The sequence below is a fragment of the Polaribacter sp. Q13 genome, from assembly GCF_016858305.2.
Classification (GTDB): Bacteria; Bacteroidota; Bacteroidia; order Flavobacteriales; family Flavobacteriaceae; genus Polaribacter.
In genome coordinates this window covers 2,426,370-2,449,907 of sequence record NZ_CP074436.1, presented here as the reverse complement: position 1 = coordinate 2,449,907, position 23,538 = coordinate 2,426,370, and the positions used below count along the sequence as shown (strand labels likewise).

Genomic DNA, 23,538 nt, shown 5'->3' with positions numbered 1-23,538 from the left:
TGTCTTTGTAGATACGTTTTAAGGGTTTACTTTTGCGTATTATAATAACGAACTTTTAATTTAAAAATTTGATAATGAAACGATTAAAAATAGCTGTGATAGCTTTGTTTACGTTGGTAACAGTTGGTAACGTAAACGCACAAGATGAAAATAACCCGTGGGTTGTAGGTTTTGGTGTAAACGTAGTAGATTTTTACAATGGTGATGATTTTAGTGATCAACTAGAAGATTTAGTAGGAAATGGTGATTGGAATATTTTACCATCTATTTCTAGAATTACTGGAGAAAAATATTTAGATAAAGGTTTTTCTTTACAATTAGCAGGGTCTTTAAATAAAATTGAGAAGTATAAGAATAGTGATGATGCTGTAGATTTTCTTTATTGGGCTGTAGATGCAATTGTAAAGTATGATGTAAACAACTTAGTAGGTCAAACAGGTTGGTTTGATCCTTATGTATATTTAGGTGGAGGTTATACTTCTGTAGATTCTACTGGAGAAGGAATGCTTAATGTTGGTCTTGGTTTTAATACTTGGTTTAATGAGAACTTAGGATTAAACTTTCAAACAGGAACTAAAAAAGGTTTTTCTGATAATGTAAGATCTCATTACCAAACATCTTTAGGTTTAGTAATTAAATTTGGAGGAACAGATACAGATGGTGACGGAGTATATGACAAAGAAGATGCTTGTCCAGAAGTTGCAGGTTTAAAAGAATTCAATGGTTGTCCTGATGCTGATGGCGATGGAGTAAAAGATTCTGATGATGCTTGTCCTAATGTTGCTGGTTTAGCAGCTATGAATGGTTGTCCAGATGCTGACGGAGATGGAGTTGCAGATAAAGATGATATGTGTCCTAATTCTAAAGGAACAAAAGCAAATAAAGGTTGTCCAGATTCTGACGGAGATGGAGTTGTTGATAAAGATGATAAATGTGCTTCTGTTGCAGGACCAGCTGCAAATTCAGGTTGTCCTTGGCCAGATTCTGACGGAGACGGTGTATTAGATAAAGATGATAAATGTCCTAAAGTTGCAGGTGTTGCTTCTCAAGGAGGATGTCCAGAACTAGTTATCACTAAAAAAGATATTGAAGTACTTAACTTTACTGCTAAATCTATTTTATTTAACTCAGGAAAATCTACTTTTAAAGCAGGAGTTACTAAACAATTAGATGCTGTAGTAGCAATAATGAACAAGAATGCTAAAGCTAATTTTGCAATCGGAGGTCATACAGATAGCACTGGTTCAGCTGCTATTAACTTAAGATTATCTGAAAAAAGAGCTAAAGCTGTTGAAAGTTATTTAGAGCAAAACGGAGTTTCTTCTTCTAGATTAGAAGCTAAAGGATTTGGATCTCAATATCCAGTTGATTCTAACACTACAAGAACAGGTAGAGCTAACAACAGAAGAGTTGAAATTAAAGTAACAAACTAATAGTTATTTTAAAATAATATTACAAAAGCCTTATCTTTATTGATGAGGCTTTTTTTTTGTTTTCCTATTTTTTGTTTTTAGTTAAAAAAACTTTTTAGTTTCAATCTAAAAAATTACCTTTGCAACCTGAAAATGAGAGGTAAGTCTCATAAAAAAAATAATAACTTTAATTAGATACATAATGTCTACAATAACAGGTAAAGTTTCACAAATTATTGGGCCAGTAATTGATGTTGAATTCAATACGGATAATGAACTTCCTAAAATTTACGATTCGTTAGAAATCAAAAAAGCTGACGGCTCTATTTTAGTATTAGAGGTACAACAGCATATTGGAGAAGATACAGTTAGAACTATCTCAATGGATGCTACTGATGGATTAAGTAGAGGAACTGAGGTTGTAGCTACTGGGAATCCTATTCAAATGCCAATCGGAAACGATATTTATGGTCGTTTGTTTAATGTAACAGGAGAAGCTATTGATGGTTTAGGTGATTTGAAAAAAGAAGGTAAAGATGGTTTACCAATTCACAGATCTGCACCTAAATTTGAAGATTTATCAGTATCTACTGAAGTTTTATTCACAGGAATTAAAGTAATTGATTTAATTGAGCCGTATGCAAAAGGAGGTAAAATTGGATTATTTGGAGGAGCAGGAGTAGGTAAAACTGTTTTAATTCAAGAGTTAATTAACAATATTGCAAAAGGACATGGTGGTTTATCAGTTTTTGCAGGTGTTGGAGAAAGAACTCGTGAAGGAAACGATTTACTTCGTGAAATGTTAGAATCTGGAATTATCAAATATGGTGATGACTTTATGCATTCTATGGAAGAAGGAGGATGGGATTTATCTAAAGTTGATAAACCTGGAATGAAAGATTCTAAAGCTACTTTCGTATTCGGACAAATGAATGAGCCACCTGGAGCACGTGCACGTGTTGCCTTATCTGGTTTAACAATAGCAGAATATTTTAGAGATGGAGCAGGAGAAGCACAAGGTAAAGATGTACTTTTCTTTGTAGATAATATTTTCCGTTTTACACAAGCAGGTTCTGAAGTGTCAGCACTTTTAGGACGTATGCCATCTGCAGTAGGTTACCAACCAACATTGGCAACTGAAATGGGTGCAATGCAAGAGCGTATTACTTCAACTAAAAAAGGTTCTATTACATCTGTACAAGCAGTTTATGTACCTGCAGATGATTTAACAGATCCAGCACCAGCAACAACGTTTGCGCATTTAGATGCAACAACAGTATTATCTCGTAAAATTGCAGAATTAGGTATTTATCCAGCGGTAGATCCTTTAGATTCTACTTCAAGAATTTTATCTGCAGCAATTTTAGGTGATGAACATTATAACACTGCAACAGCTGTAAAAGAAATTTTACAACGTTATAAAGAATTACAAGATATTATCGCAATTTTAGGTATGGAAGAATTATCTGAAGAAGATAAATTAGTAGTTCATAGAGCTAGACGTGTACAACGTTTCTTATCTCAACCTTTCCACGTAGCTGAACAATTTACTGGTATACCAGGAGTTCTAGTTGATATTAAAGACACTATAAAAGGTTTTAATATGATTATGGATGGTGAATTAGATAAATATCCAGAAGCAGCATTTAACTTAAGAGGTTCAATTCAAGATGCAATTGATGCTGGAGAGAAAATGTTAGCTGAAGCTTAAAACTAGTATGCGGTATACAGTTTCAGTTTGCAATTGTGCTACTGAATGCTGTTACTGAATACTGAAAACTAAAATATATATGTTTTTAGAAATTGTAACACCAGAAGCTATATTGTTTTCATCAGAAATCGACTCATTGTCAGTTCCTGGTGTTAATGGAGAGTTTCAAATGCTAAATAATCACGCACCTGTTGTTTCTAATTTAAAAGAAGGAACGATTAAAATTCATATTCATTCTCAGTCTAATTTAGACTTAAATGAATTAAATGGAAAATTAGTGCCTGATGTAGCTGATGAAAAGATTTTAACATTACTAATTAATTCTGGTACTTTAGAATTAAATGATAATAAAGCTATTATTTTAGCAGATTAAAATCCTAAAATAATTATAAAATTAAAAGTCTCAAAACGTAAGTTTTGAGACTTTTTTAATTTTAATACCTTTTAAAAAGTATTAAATACTTTTTGCAATTTCCCCCTTTATTTTTCTTTTTTTCATACGTCAAAATTGGTAAATATTTTAGAATAATTTGTAAGTGTAAACCATTATAATTATACAGGGAAAACACCCTTTTTGTAATAGTGTTATTAGGTTTTTTAACGCCTAAGTGTTTGATATATAGTTGATAATGTGGTTATTTGTTTTTATACTTTTTATATTATAATTAAAATTGTACTTTGATGAATATTAACCTAACTTATATAATATGAAAACACTTTTTAAATTTTCTCAAATATTTATTTTATCTATACTTCTGTTTAGTTGTGAGTCTGAAAAACAGGATAATGAAGGTGATGGCAATGCGTCTGAAGAAATTAATGATAGTAGACCTTCAAATGCAATTACCTACAAAGAAATGGCCGATATGTTTCATCAATATGATGTTGGGCAGAAACCTGTTTTAGATAAATATAGACAAGAGTTTACAAATGATGCTACAGAAATCGAAAGTATTTCTCACTTTTATGAGATTAATCAATTAAAGCAATATATTGCTTATGTAGAAAGGCTATCTAAAGAAAAAAATATTACCCTTACTGGTATAAGAATTTTTTCGGCATCGTATCCAAAAGATTATTCAGATGAACGTTTAAGAGGGAGACAAACCCTAATTTTTATGCCTACTGCAGATACAAAAGAAAAGAAAAATGTAGCTTATGAACCGTTGTATTCTAAAAACGGAGAAGCAATTCCTTTTACAAAGTTTTTAGATGAATATAGTAGTGATGAAACTAAGAATGTTATAAGGGCTTCTTTTTTATCTTTTATCGGAGTTAAAGAAGATCTTAATAGTTCTGGGGCAAATAGATTATTGGTAACACCACCATATTAATTTTATCGATGGATTTAAGTATACCTATTTTACTTCTTTATATGTCAACAGCTATTGTTGCAGTGACTTTAATTAAAAGGTATACATTGCCTTATTTTAAATTTTTTGTAAGTTACGCTATAGTAGTTGTTGTTTTTGAATATATAGTTCAGTTAGCTTACTTTTATGGTTATCAAACTAAAGATATTTATAATATATATACTTTTTTTGAATATAATATAGTAGCATTAATTTATTTTAAGTTAACAGTAGAATTGGTTTCTCATAAATGGATTAAATATTTGATGGTTTTATTTAACCTTATCTATATTTTAAGTTTTATATTTATACCAATACAAAATTATACGGTTCTTTTGGGTGCGGTAATTGTCTGCTTGTTTATGTTCTTTTATTTAAAAGAATTATTACAATCTGATCAAATTATCAATTTTCAAAATAGTTTACCTTTTTGGATAACTATTGGTTTTTTGTTGTATTATTTAACTACAATACCATTTTATACGGCGCTTTATGTTATTGGTATAGAATCTAAAAGTGATAGTATAATTTTATTTACTTCGCAGCAAATAATTATAATTTTAACACATGTTTGTTTTATTGGAGGTTTAATATGGGGAACAAAGGAGAAGATTTAATTTTTATAATTTCTACTATAGCTATTGGTTTAATTACGGTTGCATTAGTTTTGTTGTTTGTTGTATTTCAAAAAAAAAAGAAAGTTTTATTAATTGATAAAGAAGAATCAAAAAAACGATTTGAAAGAGAAATAGCTGAAACACAAATAGAAATTAGAGAAGAAACTTTAAGAAATATTAGTTGGGAATTGCACGATAATATAGGGCAATTACTAACCTTGGCTAAGATTCAATTACAAAGTGCTTCTCCAGAAAATATTCATGAAGTATCAGAAACCATAAGTAAAGGTCTAACAGAAGTAAGGGCCTTATCAAAATTAATAAATCCTGAAGCTATAAAGAATATAAAATTAAGAGAGGCTGTACAATTAGAAATAGATCGATTTAACAGATTGAATTTTATCAATTCAGAATTAAAAATTATCGGTAAAGGTCAATTAATTAATAAAAAAGCGAGCATTATTATTTTTAGAATTTTACAAGAATTTTTTTCAAATACGATAAAACATTCTAAGGCTTCTAATTTATGGGTTGAATTAGATTTTAGAGAAAATGAGTTAGAAATTAACGCAAAGGATGACGGAGTTGGTTTTTCATCATTAGAACATAAATCGAAAGGAATAGGACTAGAAAATATTAAGAATAGAGCAAAATTAATTGGAGCTTCTGCAATTTTTACTTCCGAAGTAAATAAAGGGACTTCCTTAAAAATTCTATATAAGTTATGATGAAATATTCAGTTGTTATTGTAGATGATCATACATTGCTTTCTCAAGCAATTGCAGCTATGGTAAATACTTTTACTAAATTTAAGGTGTTGTATACTTGTAAAAATGGACAAGAATTAATTGATAAATTTTCTAAATCACCAGAATTTATTCCAGACGTTGTTTTAATGGATATTAATATGCCCATAATGAATGGAATTGAAACTACGGAATGGATCTCTAAAAACCATAATGAAGTACATGTAATGGCGCTTTCTGTGGAAGATGAAGATGCTACTATTTTAAAAATGTTAAAAGTTGGTGCTATTGGTTACTTATTAAAAGATACAGAAAAAATAGTTTTAGAAAAAGCTTTAGTAGAAATAGCCGAAAATGGATTTTATCATACTAAAAATGTAACAAATTTATTGATGAAATCACTCTCTGGAAACGGCGTTGCAGAAATTCATCTAAAAGAAAGAGAAATAACATTTATGAGGCATGCTTGTTCTGAACTAACCTATAAAGAAATAGCAGACATTATGTGTTTAAGTCCAAAAACTATTGATGGCTATAGAGACGTTTTGTTTACAAAATTAAATGTAAAGAATAGAGTAGGTTTGGTAATGTATGCGATTAAAAATAAAATTTACACTCCATAAAAAAAGTGTAAATTTGCAGCATGGAAGAAACGAACAGACAACGTAAAATTGCAGGAGTGCTGCAAAAGGATTTGGTAGATGTTTTGCAAAAGGCAGCACAAGATGGTATGAAGGGGATAATTATTTCTGTTTCTAAAGTTCATGTAACTTCAGATTTAGGAGTAGCAAAAGTTTACTTAAGTGTTTTTCCTTCTAGCAATAGAGAAGAAATTATTAAAGGTGTGCAATCTAACACGGTTTTAATTCGCCATGAAATGGCAAAAAGAACAAAACATCAATTACGTAGAATGCCAGAATTATTGTTTTTTGGAGATGACACGTTAGATTATATAGAAGAAATTGATAAATCTTTAAAAGGTGAAGATGACAACCCAATTAAAGATCCTAGCGTTTTACCAAGACGTAAAAGAAGTTAAATTAATTTTTTCATTTGAACTTTCCCTTATACATAGCTAAAAGATATTTATTTACTAAAACAGGTAATAATGCTATCAATATTATTACAATTATTGCTTCTTTTGGAGTGATTGTAGGCTCTTTAGCCTTGTTTATTATTTTATCTGGATTTTCTGGTTTACGTACATTTAGTTACAGTTTATTAGATGTTTCAGATCCTGATATTAAAATCACCTCTAATAAAGGAAAAACTTTTTTATATACAGACAATGTTTATCAAGCTTTAATAAGTAATACTTCAATTAAAACAACTTCTAAAGTTATAGAAGAACGTGTTTTTTTAGAATACAATGATAAAAATGAAATTGCATATATAAAGGGAGTTGAAGAAAGTTATACCTCGATAACGCATATAGATTCTGTTATCAGTTTAGGGAGTTGGTTAGATGAAGAACAGCCAAATACAGCAGTTGTTGGTAATGGTATTTCTAGAAAACTATCCTTAGGAGTTTTAAATTTTGGAGCGCCTTTATCAATAATGGTTCCTAAACCAGGAGTGGGTTTTATCAATCCGAATAATGCCTTTAATAAATTGGAGGTGCAAATCGTTGGTTTGTATTCTGGGACAGAGGAGTTTGAGAGTAAATTTGTTTTTGTGTCTATTAACGATGCAAAGAAATTATTGAAGTTTAAAGACAATCAAATTACAGGGGTTGAAATTAAATTAAAAGACAATGTAGATGCAGACTTGTTTGCAGAACAATTGCAAGAGCAGTTAGGCAATCAATTTAAAGTGCAAACCAAACAGCAATTAAATGAGGTTTTCTATAAGGTAATTAACACTGAGAATTTTGTTTCTTATCTTATATTTACGTTGATTGTAATTATAGCATTGTTTAATGTTATTGGTGCAATTATAATGATGATTATTGATAAAAAATCGAATTTAAAAACCCTGTTCAGTTTAGGCGCTTCTATAAAAGAGATTAAAAAAATATTTATTTTACAAGGTTTTCTTTTAACCTTTTTAGGAATGATTATCGGTTTAACATTGGGTATTATAATTGTTTTTATTCAGAAAGAATTTGGCATATTTATGATTACCCAAAACTTTGCTTACCCGGTAGAATTTAGATTTTCGAATCTTTTTGTTGTAATCGCTACTATTACGGTTTTAGGTTTTATTGCCTCTAAAATTGCCAGTAGTAGAATTTCTAAAGAGTTTGTAGAAAGATAAAAATTTTACCTGCAAGGTTTCAAAAACCTTGTAGGTATTTATTTAAAACTGCGGAATAATGGTATTCCCAAACTTAGCTTCCACTTCATCAAACGTAGCAAACACATCTTTTGCATCGTCAGAAGTTACCATTTTCATTCTGTATTCTTTAAAATGCGGAATTCCTTTAAAGTAATTAGTGTAATGTCTTCTAGTTTCAAAAACTCCTAAAACAGGTCCTTTCCAGTCAATGGCCATTTGCAAATGCCTTCTTGCCATTTCTACACGTTGTGCAATTGTTGGTTTTGCTAAATGTTCTCCAGTGTTAAAAAAATGTTTTACTTCGTTAAAAAACCAAGGATACCCAATAGCAGCTCTACCAATCATACAGCCGTCTAAACCGTAAGAATCTCTCATTTCCATCGCTTTTTCTGGAGAAGTTACATCTCCATTTCCAAAAACAGGAATGTGCATTCTTTGATTGTTTTTAACCTGGGCAATTGGTTTCCAATCTGCCTCACCTTTATACATTTGGGCACGTGTTCTACCATGAATAGAAATTGCTTTACAACCTACATCTTGCAAACGTTCTGCAACTTCTACAATTCTAATAGAATCATGATCCCAACCAAGGCGAGTTTTAACTGTAATAGGTAAATTAGTGTGTTTTACCATCGCTTCAGTTAATGAAACCATTAAATCTATGTCTTTTAAAATTCCTGCTCCTGCGCCTTTAGAAACTACTTTTTTAACAGGGCAACCAAAGTTGATGTCAATAATATCTGGCTTCGATTTTTCTACAATCTCGACTGTTTTTAACATCGATTCTAAATTGGCTCCAAAAATCTGAATTCCTACCGGACGTTCTTTTTCATAGATATCTAATTTCATAATGCTTTTTGCCGCATCACGAATCAATCCTTCAGAAGAAATAAACTCGGTATATACCACATCTGCTCCTTGTTCTTTGCATAAGGCTCTAAATGGTGGGTCCGATACATCCTCCATTGGAGCAAGTAATAAAGGAAAGTCTGGTAATTCTATGTTGCCAATTTTAATCAAAACGATTTAATTTTTTGCAAATTTAGTGATTTTTTCAACCTTTAAGATGAAAAATATTTTCTTCAATATTTGAACCAGAAAATAGCTTTTGTATTCATGCTGTTCATTTGCTCTTAGAAATATGAAAAGCGTTGTACTTTTAAAATAAAAATTATATATTACAGTATAAAAGAATCATTTTAAATTATGGGAGCAAAAGAAGATATTTTAAAAAAAATTAATTTTTTAATTACTGATAAATTTCAAAGTCCAGCAGAAGCTTTTCTTTTTTTTGATAAAGATAAAGACGGAAAATTAAACAAAGGTGAAGTAAAAGATTTACTAAAGGACGCTGATATCAGTGGTTTTTTTAGAGGAATTGTAGCCGGTGAATTGATAAAAGGATATGACAAATCTGGTGATGAATGTATAAGCCTAGATGAATTTAAGGTTGCCATTGCAGAATTAGAAAGAGATTTGTAAATATTTTCTAATTTTTTAGAGATACCCTAAAAGGATGCACTTAACAAGGTTTTAAAAAAGCTTTTCTTGTAAACTGCATAAAAATAGCTGTGAGCAGCAAAAATTAAGGCACTTATAGTTATTTAATTCACAAACTTATTTACCTATCTTTGTCAGTTGAACGCAGTTAGAAAACGAAGTATGAAAAACATTAGAAACTTTTGCATTATCGCACATATAGATCATGGTAAAAGTACGTTAGCAGATAGATTATTAGAGTACACAGGTGCTGTAACAGATCGTGAAAAGAAAGATCAGTTACTAGATAATATGGATTTAGAACGCGAACGCGGAATTACCATAAAATCGCACGCTATCCAAATGGATTATACCCATAATGGAGAACAATATGTCTTAAATTTAATTGACACTCCTGGTCACGTAGATTTCTCATACGAAGTTTCTAGATCAATTGCCGCTTGTGAAGGCGCATTGCTAATTGTAGATGCTGCACAAAGCATACAAGCACAAACAATTTCTAATTTATATCTAGCTTTAGAGAACGATTTAGAAATTATTCCTATTTTAAATAAAGTAGATTTACCTTCTGCAAATCCAGAAGAAGTAACAGACGATATTGTAGATCTATTAGGTTGCGACCCAGAAGAAGTGATTCACGCAAGTGGAAAAACAGGTTTTGGAGTCGAAAATATTTTAGCTGCAATTATTGATAGAGTTCCTGCTCCAAAAGGAGATCCAGATGCGCCTTTACAAGCCTTAATTTTCGATTCTGTTTACAATTCTTATCGTGGAATTGAAACTTATTTCCGTGTTTTAAACGGAGAAATTAAAAAAGGACAACAAATTAAGTTTATGGCTACGGGTAAAAATTATTTTGCCGATGAAGTTGGTACTTTAAAGCTAGAGCAAGTTGTAAGAAAATCTGTTAAAACAGGTGATGTAGGTTATTTAATAACAGGAATTAAAACAGCAAAAGAAGTAAAAGTAGGAGATACAATTACAGATGCAATAAACCCAACTCAAGAAATAATTGATGGTTTCGAAGATGTAAAACCAATGGTTTTTGCAGGGATTTATCCGGTAGACACAGAAGATTTTGAAGAATTGCGTTATTCTATGGAAAAACTGCAATTAAATGATGCTTCTTTGGTTTTTGTACCAGAAAGTTCTGCCGCTTTAGGTTTTGGTTTCCGTTGTGGATTCTTAGGAATGTTACACATGGAAATTATTCAAGAACGTTTAGAACGTGAGTTTAATATGACGGTTATTACAACCGTTCCCAACGTTTCTTACCATGCGTATACCAAGAAAAACCCGAACGAAATATTACTTTTAAATAATCCTACAGATTTACCAGATCCATCGAGATTAGATAGAGTAGAAGAGCCTTTTATTAAAGCAAGTATTATTACAAAGTCAGATTTTGTTGGACAAGTAATGAGTTTGTGTATCGAAAAACGTGGCGAAATTGTAAATCAGACCTACTTAACCACAGAAAGAGTAGAATTGATTTTCGATATGCCTTTGGCAGAAATTGTTTTCGATTTTTACGATCGTTTAAAAACGGTTTCTAAAGGATATGCTTCTTTCGATTATTCGCCAATTGGTATGAGAGAATCGAAATTAGTAAGAGTAGATATTTTATTAAACGGTTCTGGAGTAGATGCACTTTCTGCGTTATTACACGCAGATAATGCGTATACGATTGGTAAGAAAATTGTAGAGAAATTAAAAGAATTAATTCCTCGTCAACAGTTCGATATTCCTATTCAGGCAGCAATCGGAGCAAAAATTATTGCACGTGAAACTACCAAAGCATTACGTAAAGATGTTACTGCAAAATGTTATGGTGGAGATATTTCGCGTAAACGTAAGTTGTTAGAAAAGCAGAAAAAAGGTAAAAAGAGGATGCGTCAGGTTGGTAATGTAGAAATTCCACAAGAAGCATTTATGGCTGTTTTAAAGTTGAATGACTAAGTAAATAATAAGATTTTTAGAACTAAGAATCAAGACTAAATAAATAATATAGAAACCTTTTTGAGAAATCAAGAAGGTTTTTTTTTGAAGCTATTTCCAGCTTTTCACTATATCTTTTTTTCGTCTCTCAAAAAAAGGATAAAGCCTGTCTTGAGCGAAGTCGAAAGGTTTCAATCTAGGCTAAACTTGTTTGGAAAAATTCTTTCTAATTTTTAAAATTAGAGCATATCAATTAAGTCTAGATTCTAAAAATCTTGATTTTTTTAACTCTCCAACCATTTTCTAAAATCTGCAGTTGTAGAAGAGCTTGTCATTACTTTTTCTTTGTGTTGTTTTACAGAAATCAGCAATCGATTTTTAAAATGACTTTCTATTTTCTCTATAAAATCGATGTTTACAATTTCACTTCTATTAATTTTAAAGAACTTTTTAGGGTTTAATTGCAGATACATACTTCCTAAATTTTGTGATATTGTATGGCGTTTTCCATCTTTATCAATCACTAAGCAAAAATCACCAGAAGCAGAAACTAAAGCAATATCTATTGCATTTAACAATTGAATTCCAGATGCTTTTTTTATTACAAATCGTTTTTTATATGTTGTGTATTCTTCCTGTAAAGCAGATTTTAAAGCATCAATGGTACTGTTGTTTAAAGGATTGTAATCTCCTTTATTAAATAAAGATTGATATTTATGAATGGCTTTGTCAAAATCGGTTTGAGAATAAGGTTTTAAAATATATGCAATTCCGTTTGTGTTAAATGCCTGAAATAAATAATCGTCATGTGCAGAACAAAATATAATTGGCGCTTCAATTTTTGAATTATTAAATAAATCAAAAGAAGTACCATCTAACAACTGAATATCAGACAAAATAAAATCGTATGAATTTTCTTTTAGAAACTTTTTTCCATCTACAATAGATCTTCCCCAATCGTGAGTGATTTTTATATCAAAAAAACTGTTTAAACATTTTGTTAGTTTTTGATATGCCGGAATTTCGTCTTCCAAGATTAAAATATTCATGTTTAATGTTTTTTAGTTTCATTTCAACTATATATAGAAATACACAATAATAAATAAGTTATGAGATTTCTCAATCGCTGAAAAGGTTCATTTAGATATGACAACTACTTTAATTACTTAACTTAATGATGGGGATAAAAGCTTCAAACTTTGTTTCGATATCAGTAATTTTTATTTTTTCATCGGAAAGCAATTTATAGCGTGTTTTTAAGTTTTCTAAACCGGTACCAAAAGATTCTTCTTTAGAGTTTATTTTAGATTTAGAATTGGTAATAATTAACCAACCATCATTAATTTTAATTGTTGTTATTATCGGGTTGTTTCCGTCTGATTTGTTATGCTTTACAACGTTTTCTAATAAAGTTTGTATGGCTCCTGTTGGTATAAATTTATCAACCAAAGAAGTGTTTTCTTCAATAGTGAACTCATAATCATCACCAAATCTAGTATTTATTAAAAAAATGTAATTTTTTGCGAATTCAACTTCTGAAGAAAGTTCCATTACTTCGGCATCTTTCGTTTTTATTAAATATCTGTAAATTAAAGATAATCTATTAATGTATTCTTTTGCTTTTTCGGGATTACTATCAATTAAACTATCTAAAGTATTTAAATTATTGAATAAAAAATGAGGGTCTATTTGCGAACGTAATAATTTTAATTCGTTTTCTTTTTGTTGTTTTTCAATTTTTAAGTATTCGGTTTGACCTTCATAGAATTTTTTAGCTAGAAATAAAGCAAACGGAAATGCAGCTTGTTGCGTACCTAGACTTATTAATAGTAAAATTAAATTAATACCTTTTGGAAATTTATCCCAATTATTTGCGCCCGACCAAAAACCTATAACGTAATCGATTCCTGTTATAAAAATTAAAATTAGAAGTCCGTAAACTAAAAATAAAATATATTTTTTTTGTGCTACAACTTTTGGAATAAGCCAAAAAGTGAATAAAAAGATAATACTTGTAACGCTTATAATTTCTACAGGGAAATCTATAAAATATTCTCGTACTAAAGCGCCTCTATCTAAATACCCTTTTCCTTGAAGAATAAATGAGACAATAAAGTAAGAACTTAAAATTAAAAAATCAGATTTATTTAGTTTTGTATTCATCTTAAACAAAGATATTAATTATCATCACCAATTCTATTTTCTTCATCGTTATTAGAGTTTCTACTCTCTTTTTTCTTTCCAAATTTAGAACCAAAACTATACACCATCTTTAATTGAATGTTTTGTCTAGAACCATTGCTGTTAACAGCAGCTAGTCCATTTCCATAATCAATAGTCCCAATAAATCCTCTGTTTAGCATTTTGTTAAAACCTAGATTTACTTTTAGTTTATCGTCTAAGAACTTTTTACCGAAAGAAAAATCCAATCCAGCAAGCCAGTCTACTTCAATTGGACCTTCTAAGGCACCTGTTCCGTAATTTGCACTTAATTCAAAATTAACATCCCAAGGTAATTGATAATTAGCTTGTATAAACCAAATTAAATTCCATTTGTTTAAATCTACGCCGTAAGTAGAAGATTGATACTCTTTATTCGTAACAATAAAACCAGTATAACCTTCTAAGCCTTTTGTGAAATTTAAAGGAGCAAATAATCTAAAATTCCAGTTGTCACTGTTTTCTACATTTACGTCTTGTCTACGTATTTGTGCAGTTTTGTTATCTTGTTTTATCAATTTAAAAATAATATCATCTGTTTTGCTATAACCTATCGTAAAAAAAGGTTGTCCTTCATAGGTTAAATTAAATTGATAATTATTGGTGTAAGCTGGTGTTAAATTTGGGTTTCCTTCACCTGCAGAATAATGGTCTAAATATGTTTCAAAAGAGTTTAAACTACTGTAAGAAGGTCTTTGTATTCTATAACTATAAGATAAACTTGCTCCTAAGACTTCAGTCAGCTTTCTACTAACGGAAGCACTTGGAAATACTTTTTTAATTGGTCTTTTTTTAACGGTTATTATTTCTGTTCCGTTATCCATAAAGATGGAAGTACCATCTGTATTACTGTTTTCATAACGCAATCCTCCAGAAAAAGACCATTTTCCGGCAGTAGCATTTATTTTAGAATACAAAGCAAAAATGTTTTCATCAATTAAAAACTGACTACTTGTATCTTCATCAAATTCGAAAGTACCATTTGTATTGTTAAAAGATTGTAAATCATTATCAGTAGTTACATTAGCGTAACGTGTACCTGCACTTACTTTTAAGTTATCGGAAAATGTTTTTGTATAATCTGCTTTGTATGTTTTAATAGAATACTTTCCGTTTTGTATGTATTTTCTGTCGTCAAAAGAAATTGTACTTCCTGGGGTTTCAGATAATATATTGGCGTTGTCATTTGCATAATCTATATAATTAAAATCTATGACTAATTTATCAGTTTCTGTTTTGTACTGATAATAAGGATTGATATTAAAGTTTTTACGATTTGTATCAAAACTGTTTTCAGAAAACAATGTGTTGGTTGTAGTTGCATCTGTAATAATGGTTTTACTACTTGTAATTCTATCGGAATTTCTAGAACTTATTTGTGCTCCAAGGCCAAAAGAATGTTTATCGTTAATATAATAATCGATGCTACCGCCAAAGTTAAAACTCGTAGGATTGTTAGGTTCTATTGTTTCTTGATTGTAGGTTTCGTTTTCTACAGTTCTATCTAAAAATAAATCATCTCGCCAAGTTGGTTGAGAGTAATTTACATTTGTCTGCCAATTTAGTTTGTTTTTGTAACTAGCAATAGAAAAACCTGCTCCATACTCAAAGCCTTCATCTTCACCAACCCAAAGATTTGTACTTCCATGAGTTCCTAATTGTACATTTTTCTTTAAAATTATATTGATAATTGCACCAGTACCAGAAGCTTCGTATTCTGCGCCCGGTTGTTCTACCAATTCAATTTTAGATATATTATCTGCAGGAAAATCTCTTAATAACGTTTCAACATCCATATATTCTGTCGTTTTTCCGTTGATTAGAATTCTAACGCCACTATTTCCAGCTACAGAAATTCCGTTATTAGTTACCAAAACACCAGGCACTTTGCGCATAACGTCTTGTAAGCTGGTATTTACCATTTCAGATTTTTCTAAATCTACAATTAACTTTTCTGCAGTTTGTTTTATGATAGGTCTTTTGCTTTTTACAACAACTTCATTTAAAGTTTGAGATTCTTCTTTTAAAGTTCTGTTGAAGGTTTTATTAGAATTGAGATCAAATTCTTTAATGTTTTCAGTTTCGAAACCTAACATAGAAATTTCAATTCTATATTTTCCTGAAGAAATGTTTTCTAATTTATAGATTCCTTTATCGTTAGAAACTGCTCCTATTGGGCTTTTTTTACTTCCTGTTTCATATAAAACAATATTAGCATAAGGTAAAACTTGATGTTGTTGATCAACTATTTTTCCGCTTATTTTGTGTTGAGAAAAGCTAGGTAATATTCCGAAGAAAAAAAAGATGGTAATTTTTAAAGTTTTCATTGCAAGTAGTTTTTCATTAGACTTCAAAAATGCTTTTTTTGTTACAATTGTAAAATCAAAATTTGATGAACTGGGTTAAATTTCGGTTAAACAAGTATTTCGTGTCTAAAAATAAGATGTTAGAAATCAATAAAAAGTTTCCTGCAATAAAAAAAGCTCCTGAAAACAGAAGCTTTTTTTATAAAAATAAGATTACGGTGTGTGTAAAAAGCATCCGCGATGCTAATCTCTTCCTCCTAAAATTTGTAAACCCCAATATAATAAAGACGCTAAAGAACCTAAAGCGGCTACTAAATACGTTCTAGCAGCCCATTTTAAAGCATCTGTAGCACCAGCCAATTCTTCTTGAGAAACCATGTTGTTGTTTTCTAACCAAGCTAATGCTCTATTACTAGCATCATATTCTACAGGTAAAGTAATAAAACTAAAAAGTGTTGCAAAACCCATAAAAACTAAACCAGCAATGGCAATGTAAAAACCGATTCCGGTAGCTCCAGAAGCTGCTCCCATAATTAAACCACCAATTACCAACCATTGAGAGAATTTAGAAGTAACACTTACAATTGGTACTAACTGAGATCGCATTGTTAAATAACTATACGCTTTTGCATGTTGTACGGCGTGTCCGCACTCATGCGCAGCAACTGCAGCCGCAGCCGCATTTCTCTGGTTGTACACAGATTCACTTAAATTAACCGTTTTATCTGCAGGATTGTAATGGTCTGTTAATCTACCAGGAGTAGAAATTACTTTTACGTTAAAAATGCCGTTATCAGCCAACATTTTTGTGGCAATTTCTGCACCACTCATTCCGTTTCTAAGCTGAATTTTAGAATATTTCTTAAACTTGTTTTTTAAAGTGTTACTAACCAACCAACTTGCCAAAGCTATAGCGCCAATTAAAATATAGAATCCTATCATAAATTATATCGTTTAAAATTTTTATATCATTTTTGTTTGATAAATTTACAACATAAAGTATTCCAATTTATTGTTTATAGAATAAAAATGACAAAATGACAACAAAACCGAACATATTACTGATATATACAGGAGGAACAATTGGTATGATGAAAGACTATAAAACAAATGCATTAAAAGCATTTGATTTTAGTCAGATAGTAGAAAAGATACCCGAGTTGCAACAGTTAAATTGTAATATAGAAAGTATTTCTTTTGAAGAACCTATAGATTCATCAAACATGAATACTCGTTATTATATAGATATAGTAGAAATTATTGAAGAAAATTATAAGAAATTTGATGGTTTTGTAGTCTTGACAGGTTCCGATACAATGGCATACACATCTTCTGCTATCAGTTTTATGTTAGAGAATTTACAAAAGCCAATTATTTTTACAGGATCTCAATTGCCTATAGGAGATTTAAGAACCGATGCAAAAGAAAATTTAATTACTTCTATAGAGGTTGCATGTGCCTATAAAAATGGAAAGCCAATAGTTTCTGAAGTTTGTTTGTATTTCGAATATAAATTATATAGAGCCAATAGAACAACTAAAATAAGTTCAGAATTATTTGAAGCGTTTACTTCTCTAAATTTACCTCCATTAGCAGAAAGTGGCGTGCATCTTAAATTTAATGAGCATTTAATCCATCAATTAGAAACAGAAGAAACGGATTTAATTGTTAGAAAAAATTTAGTTGATGAGGTTGTTATTTTAAAATTATTTCCTGGAATATCAAATTTGGTAGTAGAAAGTATTTTAAATATACCTAATTTAAAAGGAGTAGTTTTAGAAACCTATGGTTCTGGAAATGCGCCAAATTCTGATAAATTTATAGCTTTACTTAAAGAAGCTATAGGTAAAGGAGTCAAAATTATAAATGTTACCCAATGTAAAAGTGGTAGAGTGATGATGGGACATTATGATACCAGTTTGTTGCTTAAGGAGATAGGTGTTATTAATGGTAGAGACATTACTACAGAGTCTGCTATAGGCAAGTTAATGTACTTATTAGATAAAAACTTATCAGCGAATGAGTTCAAACATTTTTTTGAAAAATCATTAAGAGGTGAATTAACTGATAATTATCATTTTTAAATATATTATTAGGTAAAATCACCTTTTTAACGATAAATAGATTGAATTTTTTTTTAAATGTTCAATAATTTTTTGTTACTTGGCAGTCTCAAAAGGATAGTGAAGATTAATTCTTTCTAATTATTTTAGTTAAATTGTCTTTGATATTATTTTTTTGAGATGAAAATCAATATCTTTAACCCGTTAACTATTAAAAATTAATTATAACAAAGATGAAAAAAGTAGTAAATGTCCTATCCGTAACAGGATTTATGTTTTTTGGAGCTATTCAATCAACTTTCGCACAAGAAGCAGCTGAAGAGTCAAAAACTTTCCACCAAGAATTAAAACAACGTTTTATTGAGGGTGGCCCAGAATTTATGGGAATTGTATTAGTAGCCTTAATATTAGGTTTAGCAATTGCAATTGAAAGAATTATTTATTTAAACATGGCAACAACGAATACTAAGAAATTAGTAGCAAGTGTAGATGATGCTTTAAGTTCTGGTGGTATAGAAGCTGCTAAAGAAGTTTGTAGAAACTCTAAAGGACCAGTTGCATCTATCTTTTATCAAGGTTTAGATAGAGTAGATGAAGGAGTAGATGCTGCAGAAAAAGCAGTAGTTTCTTATGGAGGTGTTCAAATGGGACTTTTAGAGAAAAATATTTCTTGGTTATCTTTATTTATTGCTTTAGCACCGATGCTTGGGTTTATGGGTACGGTAATTGGTATGATTCAGGCCTTTGATATGATTGCAGTAGCAAATGATATTTCTCCTGGTGTTGTAGCTGTAGGTATTAAAGTAGCTTTATTAACAACTGTATTTGGTTTAGTTGTGGCTATTATTCTTCAAATTTTTTATAATTATATCGTTTCTAAAATCGATAGTATTGTAAATAACATGGAAGATGCATCTATTCAATTGATAGATTTATTAGTGAAATATAAAAAATAAGATATATTATGAAAAATAATTTATCAAAAATTTTAAATATATTTATAGCTGTAATAGCTGTAATAGGAGCTTTTCTCTTCATCAGAATTTTTATGACTGATGAAGGAGATTCAGGAGCCTTAAGTGGGGCTGTGGGTAGTATTGTAACTTTTTCTACTATATTACTGTACTTTGCAGTTGGTGCAACTTTAATTCTTTCTTTAATTAGTCTTTTTACAAATATTGAAAATTTAAAAAAGACTTTATTAGGGCTAGCTGTTTTGGGTGTAGTATTAGTTTTTGCTTACTTTTTAGCAGATAATAATGCTGTTTTAGATACACAAGGTAAAGTATTAGAAGGTGGAGAAGCAGGAACATCATTAAACCAATGGGTTGGAACAGGTATCTGGTACAGCATTTGTTTAGGACTTGTTGCTAGTTTGTTTTTTGTATACGATTTACTAAAAGGATTAATAAAATCATAATAATATGGCAAGAAGAGAGAATCCAGAAATTAATGCAGGTTCTATGGCAGATATTGCCTTCTTGCTGTTAATCTTTTTCTTAGTAACAACAACAATGAATGTGGATTCAGGAGTTTCTAAAAAACTTTCTGAAAAGCCGCCAGCAGATTACGTACCACCGATTATTAAAGAGAAGAACATTTTTGAGGTAAACATTAATAGAAATAATGAGCTTTTAGTTGAAGGCGAAAGAATGGAAATTAAAGACCTTAAAGAAGCCGCTATCGATTTTATAGATAATGGTGGAGGTGAAGGTAAAGTTGAGAATGGTGTTGCTACTGGACCATGTAATTATTGTAAAGGTGAAAGAAGCGAGTCTTCTTCAGATCATCCTAACAAAGCAATTATTTCGGTGCAAAGTGATAGATTAACAGAGTATGGAACGTATTTAACAGTTCAAGATCAATTGTTAAAAGCATATAGTTTTTTAAGAAATAGGTTAAGTGTTGAGAAATATAAAGTACCTTTTGAAGAGCTTGAAAAAGAGTATAAAGACAATATGACTAACGAGAATTTGAAGAAAAAGGTTGAGTTTATTAAAACTGCTTATCCTCAAATTATATCAGATCAAGAACCAACAAAATAATTTTTAAAATTTAACCGTATGTCTAAATTTAGAAAAAAGAAAAAAGGAATGCCAGCAGTAAATACTGCTGCTTTACCAGATATTGTATTTATGTTGTTGTTCTTTTTCATGGTAACTACTACAATGAGAGAAACTTCTTTACAGATTGATGCTCCAAGGTTGCCTTCTGCTACAGAAGTAAAAAAATTGGAACATAAAAGTTTGGTAACTACCATTTACGTTGGTAAAGCAAAAGATACTAAATATGGAACCAGTTATAATAGAATTCAATTAAATGACAAAATTGGTTCTGCTGATGATGTTCCTGCTTTTATTATAAATGCAAGATCTAAGGTTTCTGAAGCAGAAGTGCCATTTATGACAACTTCTATTAAAGCAGATAAAGAATCTAGTGTAGGTACAATTACTGATATTAGATTAAAATTAAGAGACGTAGGTGCTCTTAAAATTAGTTATTCTGCTTCAAAAAAGACTGAGTAATCAATATAATATAACTTTACTAAAGGATAATTCATTTGAATTATCCTTTTTTTTTATCCTTTTTTTTAGAAAACAAAACTATTAATGAAATTTTGTATCTTTATGATACGTTTAATTTGTGTATGAAAACAACGCTTACTTTACTTTTATTGTTATTGAATGTAATTGGATCTTTTGCTCAGAAAGATTCCTTAGAACTAGGGAATAGATATGCAGATGATCAAATTTATGTTACAGTTTCTTACGCTCAGTTTTTTGACCAACCAACAGAAATTTCTAAAAGTAATTTTTCTTATTCACTATCTCTAGGGTTTCTAAAAGATGTAATTTTAAATAAACAAGGTAGTATATCTGTAGCTGCTGGTGTAGGGTATGGATTCGATTTTTTTAATCATAAGTTAAAAGTAACAGAAATAAATAATACGACAGCTTTTACTAGTGATGATGAGATTAGTGCAAATTTGTTTAAATCTCATAACTTAGAATTTCCGTTAGAATTAAGATGGAGAACTTCTACAGCGAATAAGTATAGTTTTTGGAGAGTATATGCAGGTATTAAATTCTTATATAATTTATCTAATACATTTCAATTTGAGGATGCTACAGGAACTACTTTTAAGTATTCAGATGTTTCTAATTACAATAAATTTCAGTACGGTTTAACACTTTCTACGGGCTATGATGAATTTAATATAAACCTATATTATGGTCTAACCCCAATTTTTAATAATAGTACTATTAACGGGGAAGTAATAAATTCTAAAGTATTAAAATTTGGTTTAATTTTTTATATTCTATAAAAAATAGAAGACTATTATAGGTGATAAGAAACCTAACAGAAATCCTAAATAAACTTCCTGTTGCGTATGTGCTTTTAAATGTAATCTTGCACTAGCAAGGATACCAGATAGTAGTAAAGAGCAGGCTATAACTATTATTAAATTTTGGTTATAGATAAGGTTTAATATAAAGAAGAAACCTGTAGTAATACCTAGCGACATTAAATGAATACTCGTTTTTATTTTAAATGCAAATAATATATAAATAAATACCAAACCTAATGTAGTAGCATAAAAAAGGATGCCTAAATCTCTTAAGTTCGTTACTCCGTATAATGTATTACCTAGTAAATAGAATAATACTATCATCATGGCAATTGGTATTTTTCTTTCCTGTATGCTATCGGCCTTAAAAGATTTTATAAGTTTAAACCTTTTAAAAAGAATGAGTATAAGTAATGGAATAAAATAAGTAGTTACAAAAATTAGACCTAATACTGCAAATTTTTGGTTACTGTTAAAATTACTTTGTATTAAAATAAAATATAAGAGTATTCCAATTGTAGGTATTACAATTGGGTGCAGTATTACAGATATAAATTTATGAAATTTCACTAAATTTCTTTTCTTAGTCGTGCTACAGGTAAACCTAACTGTTCTCTATACTTTGCAATAGTTCTTCTAGCAATAGGATATCCTTTTTCTTTTAAAATTGCAGCTAGTTTTTCGTCTGTTAGAGGTTTTTTCTTATTTTCTTCTAGTACTACAGTTTCCAGTATTTTCTTAATCTCTTTAGTAGAAACATCTTCTCCTTGGTCATTTTTCATAGATTCAGAGAAGAATTCTTTGATTAATTTTGTACCATAAGGTGTAGAAACATACTTACTATTGGCAACTCTAGATACGGTAGAAACATCCATATTAATTTTATCGGCAATATCTTTTAAAATCATAGGTTTTAACTTGCGCTCATCACCTGTTAAGAAATAGTCATACTGATACTGCATAATAGTATTCATAGTAACTAAAAGAGTTTGCTGACGTTGTTTAATAGCGTCAATAAACCATTTTGCAGAATCTAATTTTTGTTTGATAAAGAATACTGCATCTTTTTGAGATTTACTTTTAACAGTTGCTTCTTGATATCCTTTTAGCATATTATTATACTCTCTAGAAATATGCAATTCAGGTGCATTTCTAGAGTTTAAAACTAAATCTAATTCACCATCAACTAATTTTATAGAAAAGTCTGGAACTATTTGTTCTGCAATTTTGTTATTACCGGCATAAGAACTTCCGGGTTTTGGGTTTAATTTAGAAATTTCTTTATTTATTTCTTTTAATTCTTCTTCAGAAATATTAAACTTTTCTTGTAGTTTTTTATAGTGTTTTTTTACAAAATGATCAAAAGCCGTCTCTAAAATCTCAATAGCTAAGCTTCTAATTTTGTTACTTCCTTTTCTTTTAAGTTGTATAATTAAACATTCTTTTAAATCTCTGGCTCCAACACCAATAGGATCTAAAGTATGAACTACTCTTTTTAATATAGATATTACTTTTTCTTCTGTTGTAAATACATTTTCTGTAAAAGCTAAGTCGTCTACTAAGTCTATTATTTCTCTTCTAATATAACCACTGTCATCTATACTGCCAACCAAAAATTCTGCTATAGCAAGTTCTTCATCATTAAAGCTATAGGTGCTTAATTGATTTTTTAAGGATTGATGAAAACTTGTTCCTGCGGCATAAGGTACATTCTTTTCTTCATCATCTGCAGAGTAATTGTTAGCTTGAGTTTTGTAGCTAGGTATTTCATCATCACTCAAGTAATCATCAATATTTATGTCTTCTGCTTCAATTTTTTCTGTTCCAGCATCATCATATTCATTAGATAAATCATCATCTATGGTGTCAGATTCGTCTTTACCTGTATCTAAAGCAGGGTTTTCTTCTATTTCTTGCTTTAGGCGTTCCTCAAAAGCTTGCGTAGGCAATTGAATTAACTTCATCAACTGTATTTGTTGAGGAGATAATTTTTGTAATAGCTTGTATTGTAAACTTTGTTTCAGCATATATACAAATATATGAAATA

Annotated in this window: 24 protein-coding genes; 17 read left to right on the top strand and 7 right to left on the bottom strand. The window is 30.0% G+C overall.

Features of this window, described 5'->3' with window-relative positions:
* Positions 1 to 74: 74 nt before the first annotated feature.
* The 9 genes from JOP69_RS10250 to JOP69_RS10210 all read left to right on the top strand — a co-directional run bounded on the left by JOP69_RS10250 (position 75) and on the right by JOP69_RS10210 (position 8,094).
* The gene (locus tag JOP69_RS10250; RefSeq protein WP_203394257.1) at positions 75 to 1,433 is read left to right on the top strand and encodes an OmpA family protein; all 1,359 of its coding nucleotides are present in this window, start codon (positions 75 to 77) and stop codon (positions 1,431 to 1,433) included.
* 181 nt (positions 1,434 to 1,614) lie between these two features.
* Positions 1,615 to 3,123, top strand: coding sequence for a F0F1 ATP synthase subunit beta (gene atpD / locus JOP69_RS10245; RefSeq protein WP_203394258.1), 1,509 nt, complete (start codon positions 1,615 to 1,617; stop codon positions 3,121 to 3,123).
* A 79-nt stretch (positions 3,124 to 3,202) separates the two neighbouring features.
* Positions 3,203 to 3,496, top strand: coding sequence for a F0F1 ATP synthase subunit epsilon (locus JOP69_RS10240; RefSeq protein WP_203394259.1), 294 nt, complete (start codon positions 3,203 to 3,205; stop codon positions 3,494 to 3,496).
* A 334-nt stretch (positions 3,497 to 3,830) separates the two neighbouring features.
* A complete protein-coding gene (locus JOP69_RS10235) occupies positions 3,831 to 4,457 on the top strand; it encodes a hypothetical protein (RefSeq protein WP_203394260.1) in 627 nt (208 codons plus the stop codon).
* An 8-nt stretch (positions 4,458 to 4,465) separates the two neighbouring features.
* Positions 4,466 to 5,092, top strand: coding sequence for a hypothetical protein (locus tag JOP69_RS10230; protein WP_215602580.1), 627 nt, complete (start codon positions 4,466 to 4,468; stop codon positions 5,090 to 5,092).
* Complete coding sequence (locus JOP69_RS10225) at positions 5,068 to 5,820, top strand: sensor histidine kinase (protein WP_203394262.1); 753 nt, start codon at positions 5,068 to 5,070, stop codon at positions 5,818 to 5,820. The genes JOP69_RS10230 and JOP69_RS10225 overlap by 25 nt, the downstream gene beginning before the upstream one ends.
* Complete coding sequence (locus tag JOP69_RS10220; RefSeq protein ID WP_203394263.1) at positions 5,817 to 6,461, top strand: response regulator transcription factor; 645 nt, start codon at positions 5,817 to 5,819, stop codon at positions 6,459 to 6,461. The genes JOP69_RS10225 and JOP69_RS10220 overlap by 4 nt, the downstream gene beginning before the upstream one ends.
* Positions 6,462 to 6,481: 20 nt before the next feature.
* Positions 6,482 to 6,877, top strand: a complete 396-nt coding sequence (gene rbfA, locus JOP69_RS10215) for a 30S ribosome-binding factor RbfA (protein ID WP_165734310.1) — start codon at positions 6,482 to 6,484, stop codon at positions 6,875 to 6,877.
* Between the two features lie 14 nt (positions 6,878 to 6,891).
* The gene (locus JOP69_RS10210; RefSeq protein ID WP_203394264.1) at positions 6,892 to 8,094 is read left to right on the top strand and encodes an ABC transporter permease; all 1,203 of its coding nucleotides are present in this window, start codon (positions 6,892 to 6,894) and stop codon (positions 8,092 to 8,094) included.
* 42 nt (positions 8,095 to 8,136) lie between these two features.
* Here the strand turns inward: JOP69_RS10210 and dusB are convergent, their stop codons facing one another.
* Positions 8,137 to 9,135, bottom strand: coding sequence for a tRNA dihydrouridine synthase DusB (gene dusB, locus JOP69_RS10205; protein ID WP_203394265.1), 999 nt, complete (start codon positions 9,133 to 9,135; stop codon positions 8,137 to 8,139).
* 186 nt (positions 9,136 to 9,321) lie between these two features.
* Between dusB and JOP69_RS10200 the strand changes: the two genes are divergently transcribed.
* Both JOP69_RS10200 and lepA read left to right on the top strand, forming a co-directional pair.
* Positions 9,322 to 9,597, top strand: a complete 276-nt coding sequence (locus tag JOP69_RS10200) for an EF-hand domain-containing protein (protein ID WP_203394266.1) — start codon at positions 9,322 to 9,324, stop codon at positions 9,595 to 9,597.
* A gap of 180 nt (positions 9,598 to 9,777) precedes the next feature.
* On the top strand, positions 9,778 to 11,574 hold the full coding sequence (gene lepA, locus JOP69_RS10195) for a translation elongation factor 4 (RefSeq protein WP_203394267.1): 1,797 nt from the start codon (positions 9,778 to 9,780) through the stop codon (positions 11,572 to 11,574).
* Between the two features lie 263 nt (positions 11,575 to 11,837).
* On the opposite strand, the gene JOP69_RS10190 is transcribed toward lepA, so the two are convergent.
* From JOP69_RS10190 to JOP69_RS10175, 4 genes are all read right to left on the bottom strand, one after another.
* The gene (locus JOP69_RS10190) at positions 11,838 to 12,602 is read right to left on the bottom strand and encodes a LytTR family DNA-binding domain-containing protein (RefSeq protein ID WP_203394268.1); all 765 of its coding nucleotides are present in this window, start codon (positions 12,600 to 12,602) and stop codon (positions 11,838 to 11,840) included.
* 109 nt (positions 12,603 to 12,711) lie between these two features.
* Entirely contained in the window at positions 12,712 to 13,716 is a 1,005-nt protein-coding gene (locus JOP69_RS10185) for a sensor histidine kinase (protein WP_203394269.1), read from the bottom strand.
* A gap of 14 nt (positions 13,717 to 13,730) precedes the next feature.
* Complete coding sequence (locus JOP69_RS10180) at positions 13,731 to 16,100, bottom strand: TonB-dependent receptor (protein WP_203394270.1); 2,370 nt, start codon at positions 16,098 to 16,100, stop codon at positions 13,731 to 13,733.
* Between the two features lie 222 nt (positions 16,101 to 16,322).
* Positions 16,323 to 17,021, bottom strand: a complete 699-nt coding sequence (locus JOP69_RS10175; RefSeq protein ID WP_203394271.1) for a zinc metallopeptidase — start codon at positions 17,019 to 17,021, stop codon at positions 16,323 to 16,325.
* 95 nt (positions 17,022 to 17,116) lie between these two features.
* On the opposite strand from JOP69_RS10175, the gene JOP69_RS10170 reads away from it, so the two are divergent.
* The 6 genes from JOP69_RS10170 (at position 17,117) to JOP69_RS10145 (ending at position 21,467) form a co-directional block, all read left to right on the top strand.
* Entirely contained in the window at positions 17,117 to 18,163 is a 1,047-nt protein-coding gene (locus tag JOP69_RS10170; protein WP_203394272.1) for an asparaginase, read from the top strand.
* A 212-nt stretch (positions 18,164 to 18,375) separates the two neighbouring features.
* Positions 18,376 to 19,098, top strand: coding sequence for a MotA/TolQ/ExbB proton channel family protein (locus tag JOP69_RS10165; RefSeq protein WP_203394273.1), 723 nt, complete (start codon positions 18,376 to 18,378; stop codon positions 19,096 to 19,098).
* Between the two features lie 8 nt (positions 19,099 to 19,106).
* Complete coding sequence (locus tag JOP69_RS10160) at positions 19,107 to 19,562, top strand: hypothetical protein (protein ID WP_203394274.1); 456 nt, start codon at positions 19,107 to 19,109, stop codon at positions 19,560 to 19,562.
* 4 nt (positions 19,563 to 19,566) lie between these two features.
* Complete coding sequence (locus tag JOP69_RS10155) at positions 19,567 to 20,187, top strand: biopolymer transporter ExbD (RefSeq protein ID WP_203394275.1); 621 nt, start codon at positions 19,567 to 19,569, stop codon at positions 20,185 to 20,187.
* Positions 20,188 to 20,205: 18 nt separating this feature from the next.
* Positions 20,206 to 20,667 carry a biopolymer transporter ExbD gene (locus JOP69_RS10150; protein ID WP_203394276.1) on the top strand — a complete coding sequence of 154 codons (462 nt, stop codon included), beginning with the start codon at positions 20,206 to 20,208 and terminating at the stop codon, positions 20,665 to 20,667.
* 122 nt (positions 20,668 to 20,789) lie between these two features.
* On the top strand, positions 20,790 to 21,467 hold the full coding sequence (locus tag JOP69_RS10145; RefSeq protein WP_203394277.1) for a porin family protein: 678 nt from the start codon (positions 20,790 to 20,792) through the stop codon (positions 21,465 to 21,467).
* Here the strand turns inward: JOP69_RS10145 and JOP69_RS18680 are convergent.
* A complete protein-coding gene (locus tag JOP69_RS18680) occupies positions 21,462 to 21,818 on the bottom strand; it encodes a hypothetical protein (RefSeq protein ID WP_252191104.1) in 357 nt (118 codons plus the stop codon). The genes JOP69_RS10145 and JOP69_RS18680 overlap by 6 nt on opposite strands.
* A gap of 242 nt (positions 21,819 to 22,060) precedes the next feature.
* Positions 22,061 to 23,518, bottom strand: coding sequence for an RNA polymerase factor sigma-54 (gene rpoN, locus JOP69_RS10135; RefSeq protein ID WP_203394279.1), 1,458 nt, complete (start codon positions 23,516 to 23,518; stop codon positions 22,061 to 22,063).
* Between the last annotated feature and the right edge of the window lie 20 nt (positions 23,519 to 23,538).

Coding starts and splice junctions, on each gene's coding strand:
- JOP69_RS10250 (WP_203394257.1), top strand. CDS start 75: ATGAAACGATTAAAAATAGCTGTGATAGCTTTGTTTACGTTGGTAACA.
- atpD (WP_203394258.1), top strand. CDS start 1,615: ATGTCTACAATAACAGGTAAAGTTTCACAAATTATTGGGCCAGTAATT.
- JOP69_RS10240 (WP_203394259.1), top strand. CDS start 3,203: ATGTTTTTAGAAATTGTAACACCAGAAGCTATATTGTTTTCATCAGAA.
- JOP69_RS10235 (WP_203394260.1), top strand. CDS start 3,831: ATGAAAACACTTTTTAAATTTTCTCAAATATTTATTTTATCTATACTT.
- JOP69_RS10230 (WP_215602580.1), top strand. CDS start 4,466: ATGGATTTAAGTATACCTATTTTACTTCTTTATATGTCAACAGCTATT.
- JOP69_RS10225 (WP_203394262.1), top strand. CDS start 5,068: ATGGGGAACAAAGGAGAAGATTTAATTTTTATAATTTCTACTATAGCT.
- JOP69_RS10220 (WP_203394263.1), top strand. CDS start 5,817: ATGATGAAATATTCAGTTGTTATTGTAGATGATCATACATTGCTTTCT.
- rbfA (WP_165734310.1), top strand. CDS start 6,482: ATGGAAGAAACGAACAGACAACGTAAAATTGCAGGAGTGCTGCAAAAG.
- JOP69_RS10200 (WP_203394266.1), top strand. CDS start 9,322: ATGGGAGCAAAAGAAGATATTTTAAAAAAAATTAATTTTTTAATTACT.
- lepA (WP_203394267.1), top strand. CDS start 9,778: ATGAAAAACATTAGAAACTTTTGCATTATCGCACATATAGATCATGGT.
- JOP69_RS10190 (WP_203394268.1), bottom strand. CDS start 12,602: ATGAATATTTTAATCTTGGAAGACGAAATTCCGGCATATCAAAAACTA.
- JOP69_RS10185 (WP_203394269.1), bottom strand. CDS start 13,716: ATGAATACAAAACTAAATAAATCTGATTTTTTAATTTTAAGTTCTTAC.
- JOP69_RS10180 (WP_203394270.1), bottom strand. CDS start 16,100: ATGAAAACTTTAAAAATTACCATCTTTTTTTTCTTCGGAATATTACCT.
- JOP69_RS10175 (WP_203394271.1), bottom strand. CDS start 17,021: ATGATAGGATTCTATATTTTAATTGGCGCTATAGCTTTGGCAAGTTGG.
- JOP69_RS10170 (WP_203394272.1), top strand. CDS start 17,117: ATGACAACAAAACCGAACATATTACTGATATATACAGGAGGAACAATT.
- JOP69_RS10165 (WP_203394273.1), top strand. CDS start 18,376: ATGAAAAAAGTAGTAAATGTCCTATCCGTAACAGGATTTATGTTTTTT.
- JOP69_RS10160 (WP_203394274.1), top strand. CDS start 19,107: ATGAAAAATAATTTATCAAAAATTTTAAATATATTTATAGCTGTAATA.
- JOP69_RS10155 (WP_203394275.1), top strand. CDS start 19,567: ATGGCAAGAAGAGAGAATCCAGAAATTAATGCAGGTTCTATGGCAGAT.
- JOP69_RS10150 (WP_203394276.1), top strand. CDS start 20,206: ATGTCTAAATTTAGAAAAAAGAAAAAAGGAATGCCAGCAGTAAATACT.
- JOP69_RS10145 (WP_203394277.1), top strand. CDS start 20,790: ATGAAAACAACGCTTACTTTACTTTTATTGTTATTGAATGTAATTGGA.
- JOP69_RS18680 (WP_252191104.1), bottom strand. CDS start 21,818: ATGATGATAGTATTATTCTATTTACTAGGTAATACATTATACGGAGTA.
- rpoN (WP_203394279.1), bottom strand. CDS start 23,518: ATGCTGAAACAAAGTTTACAATACAAGCTATTACAAAAATTATCTCCT.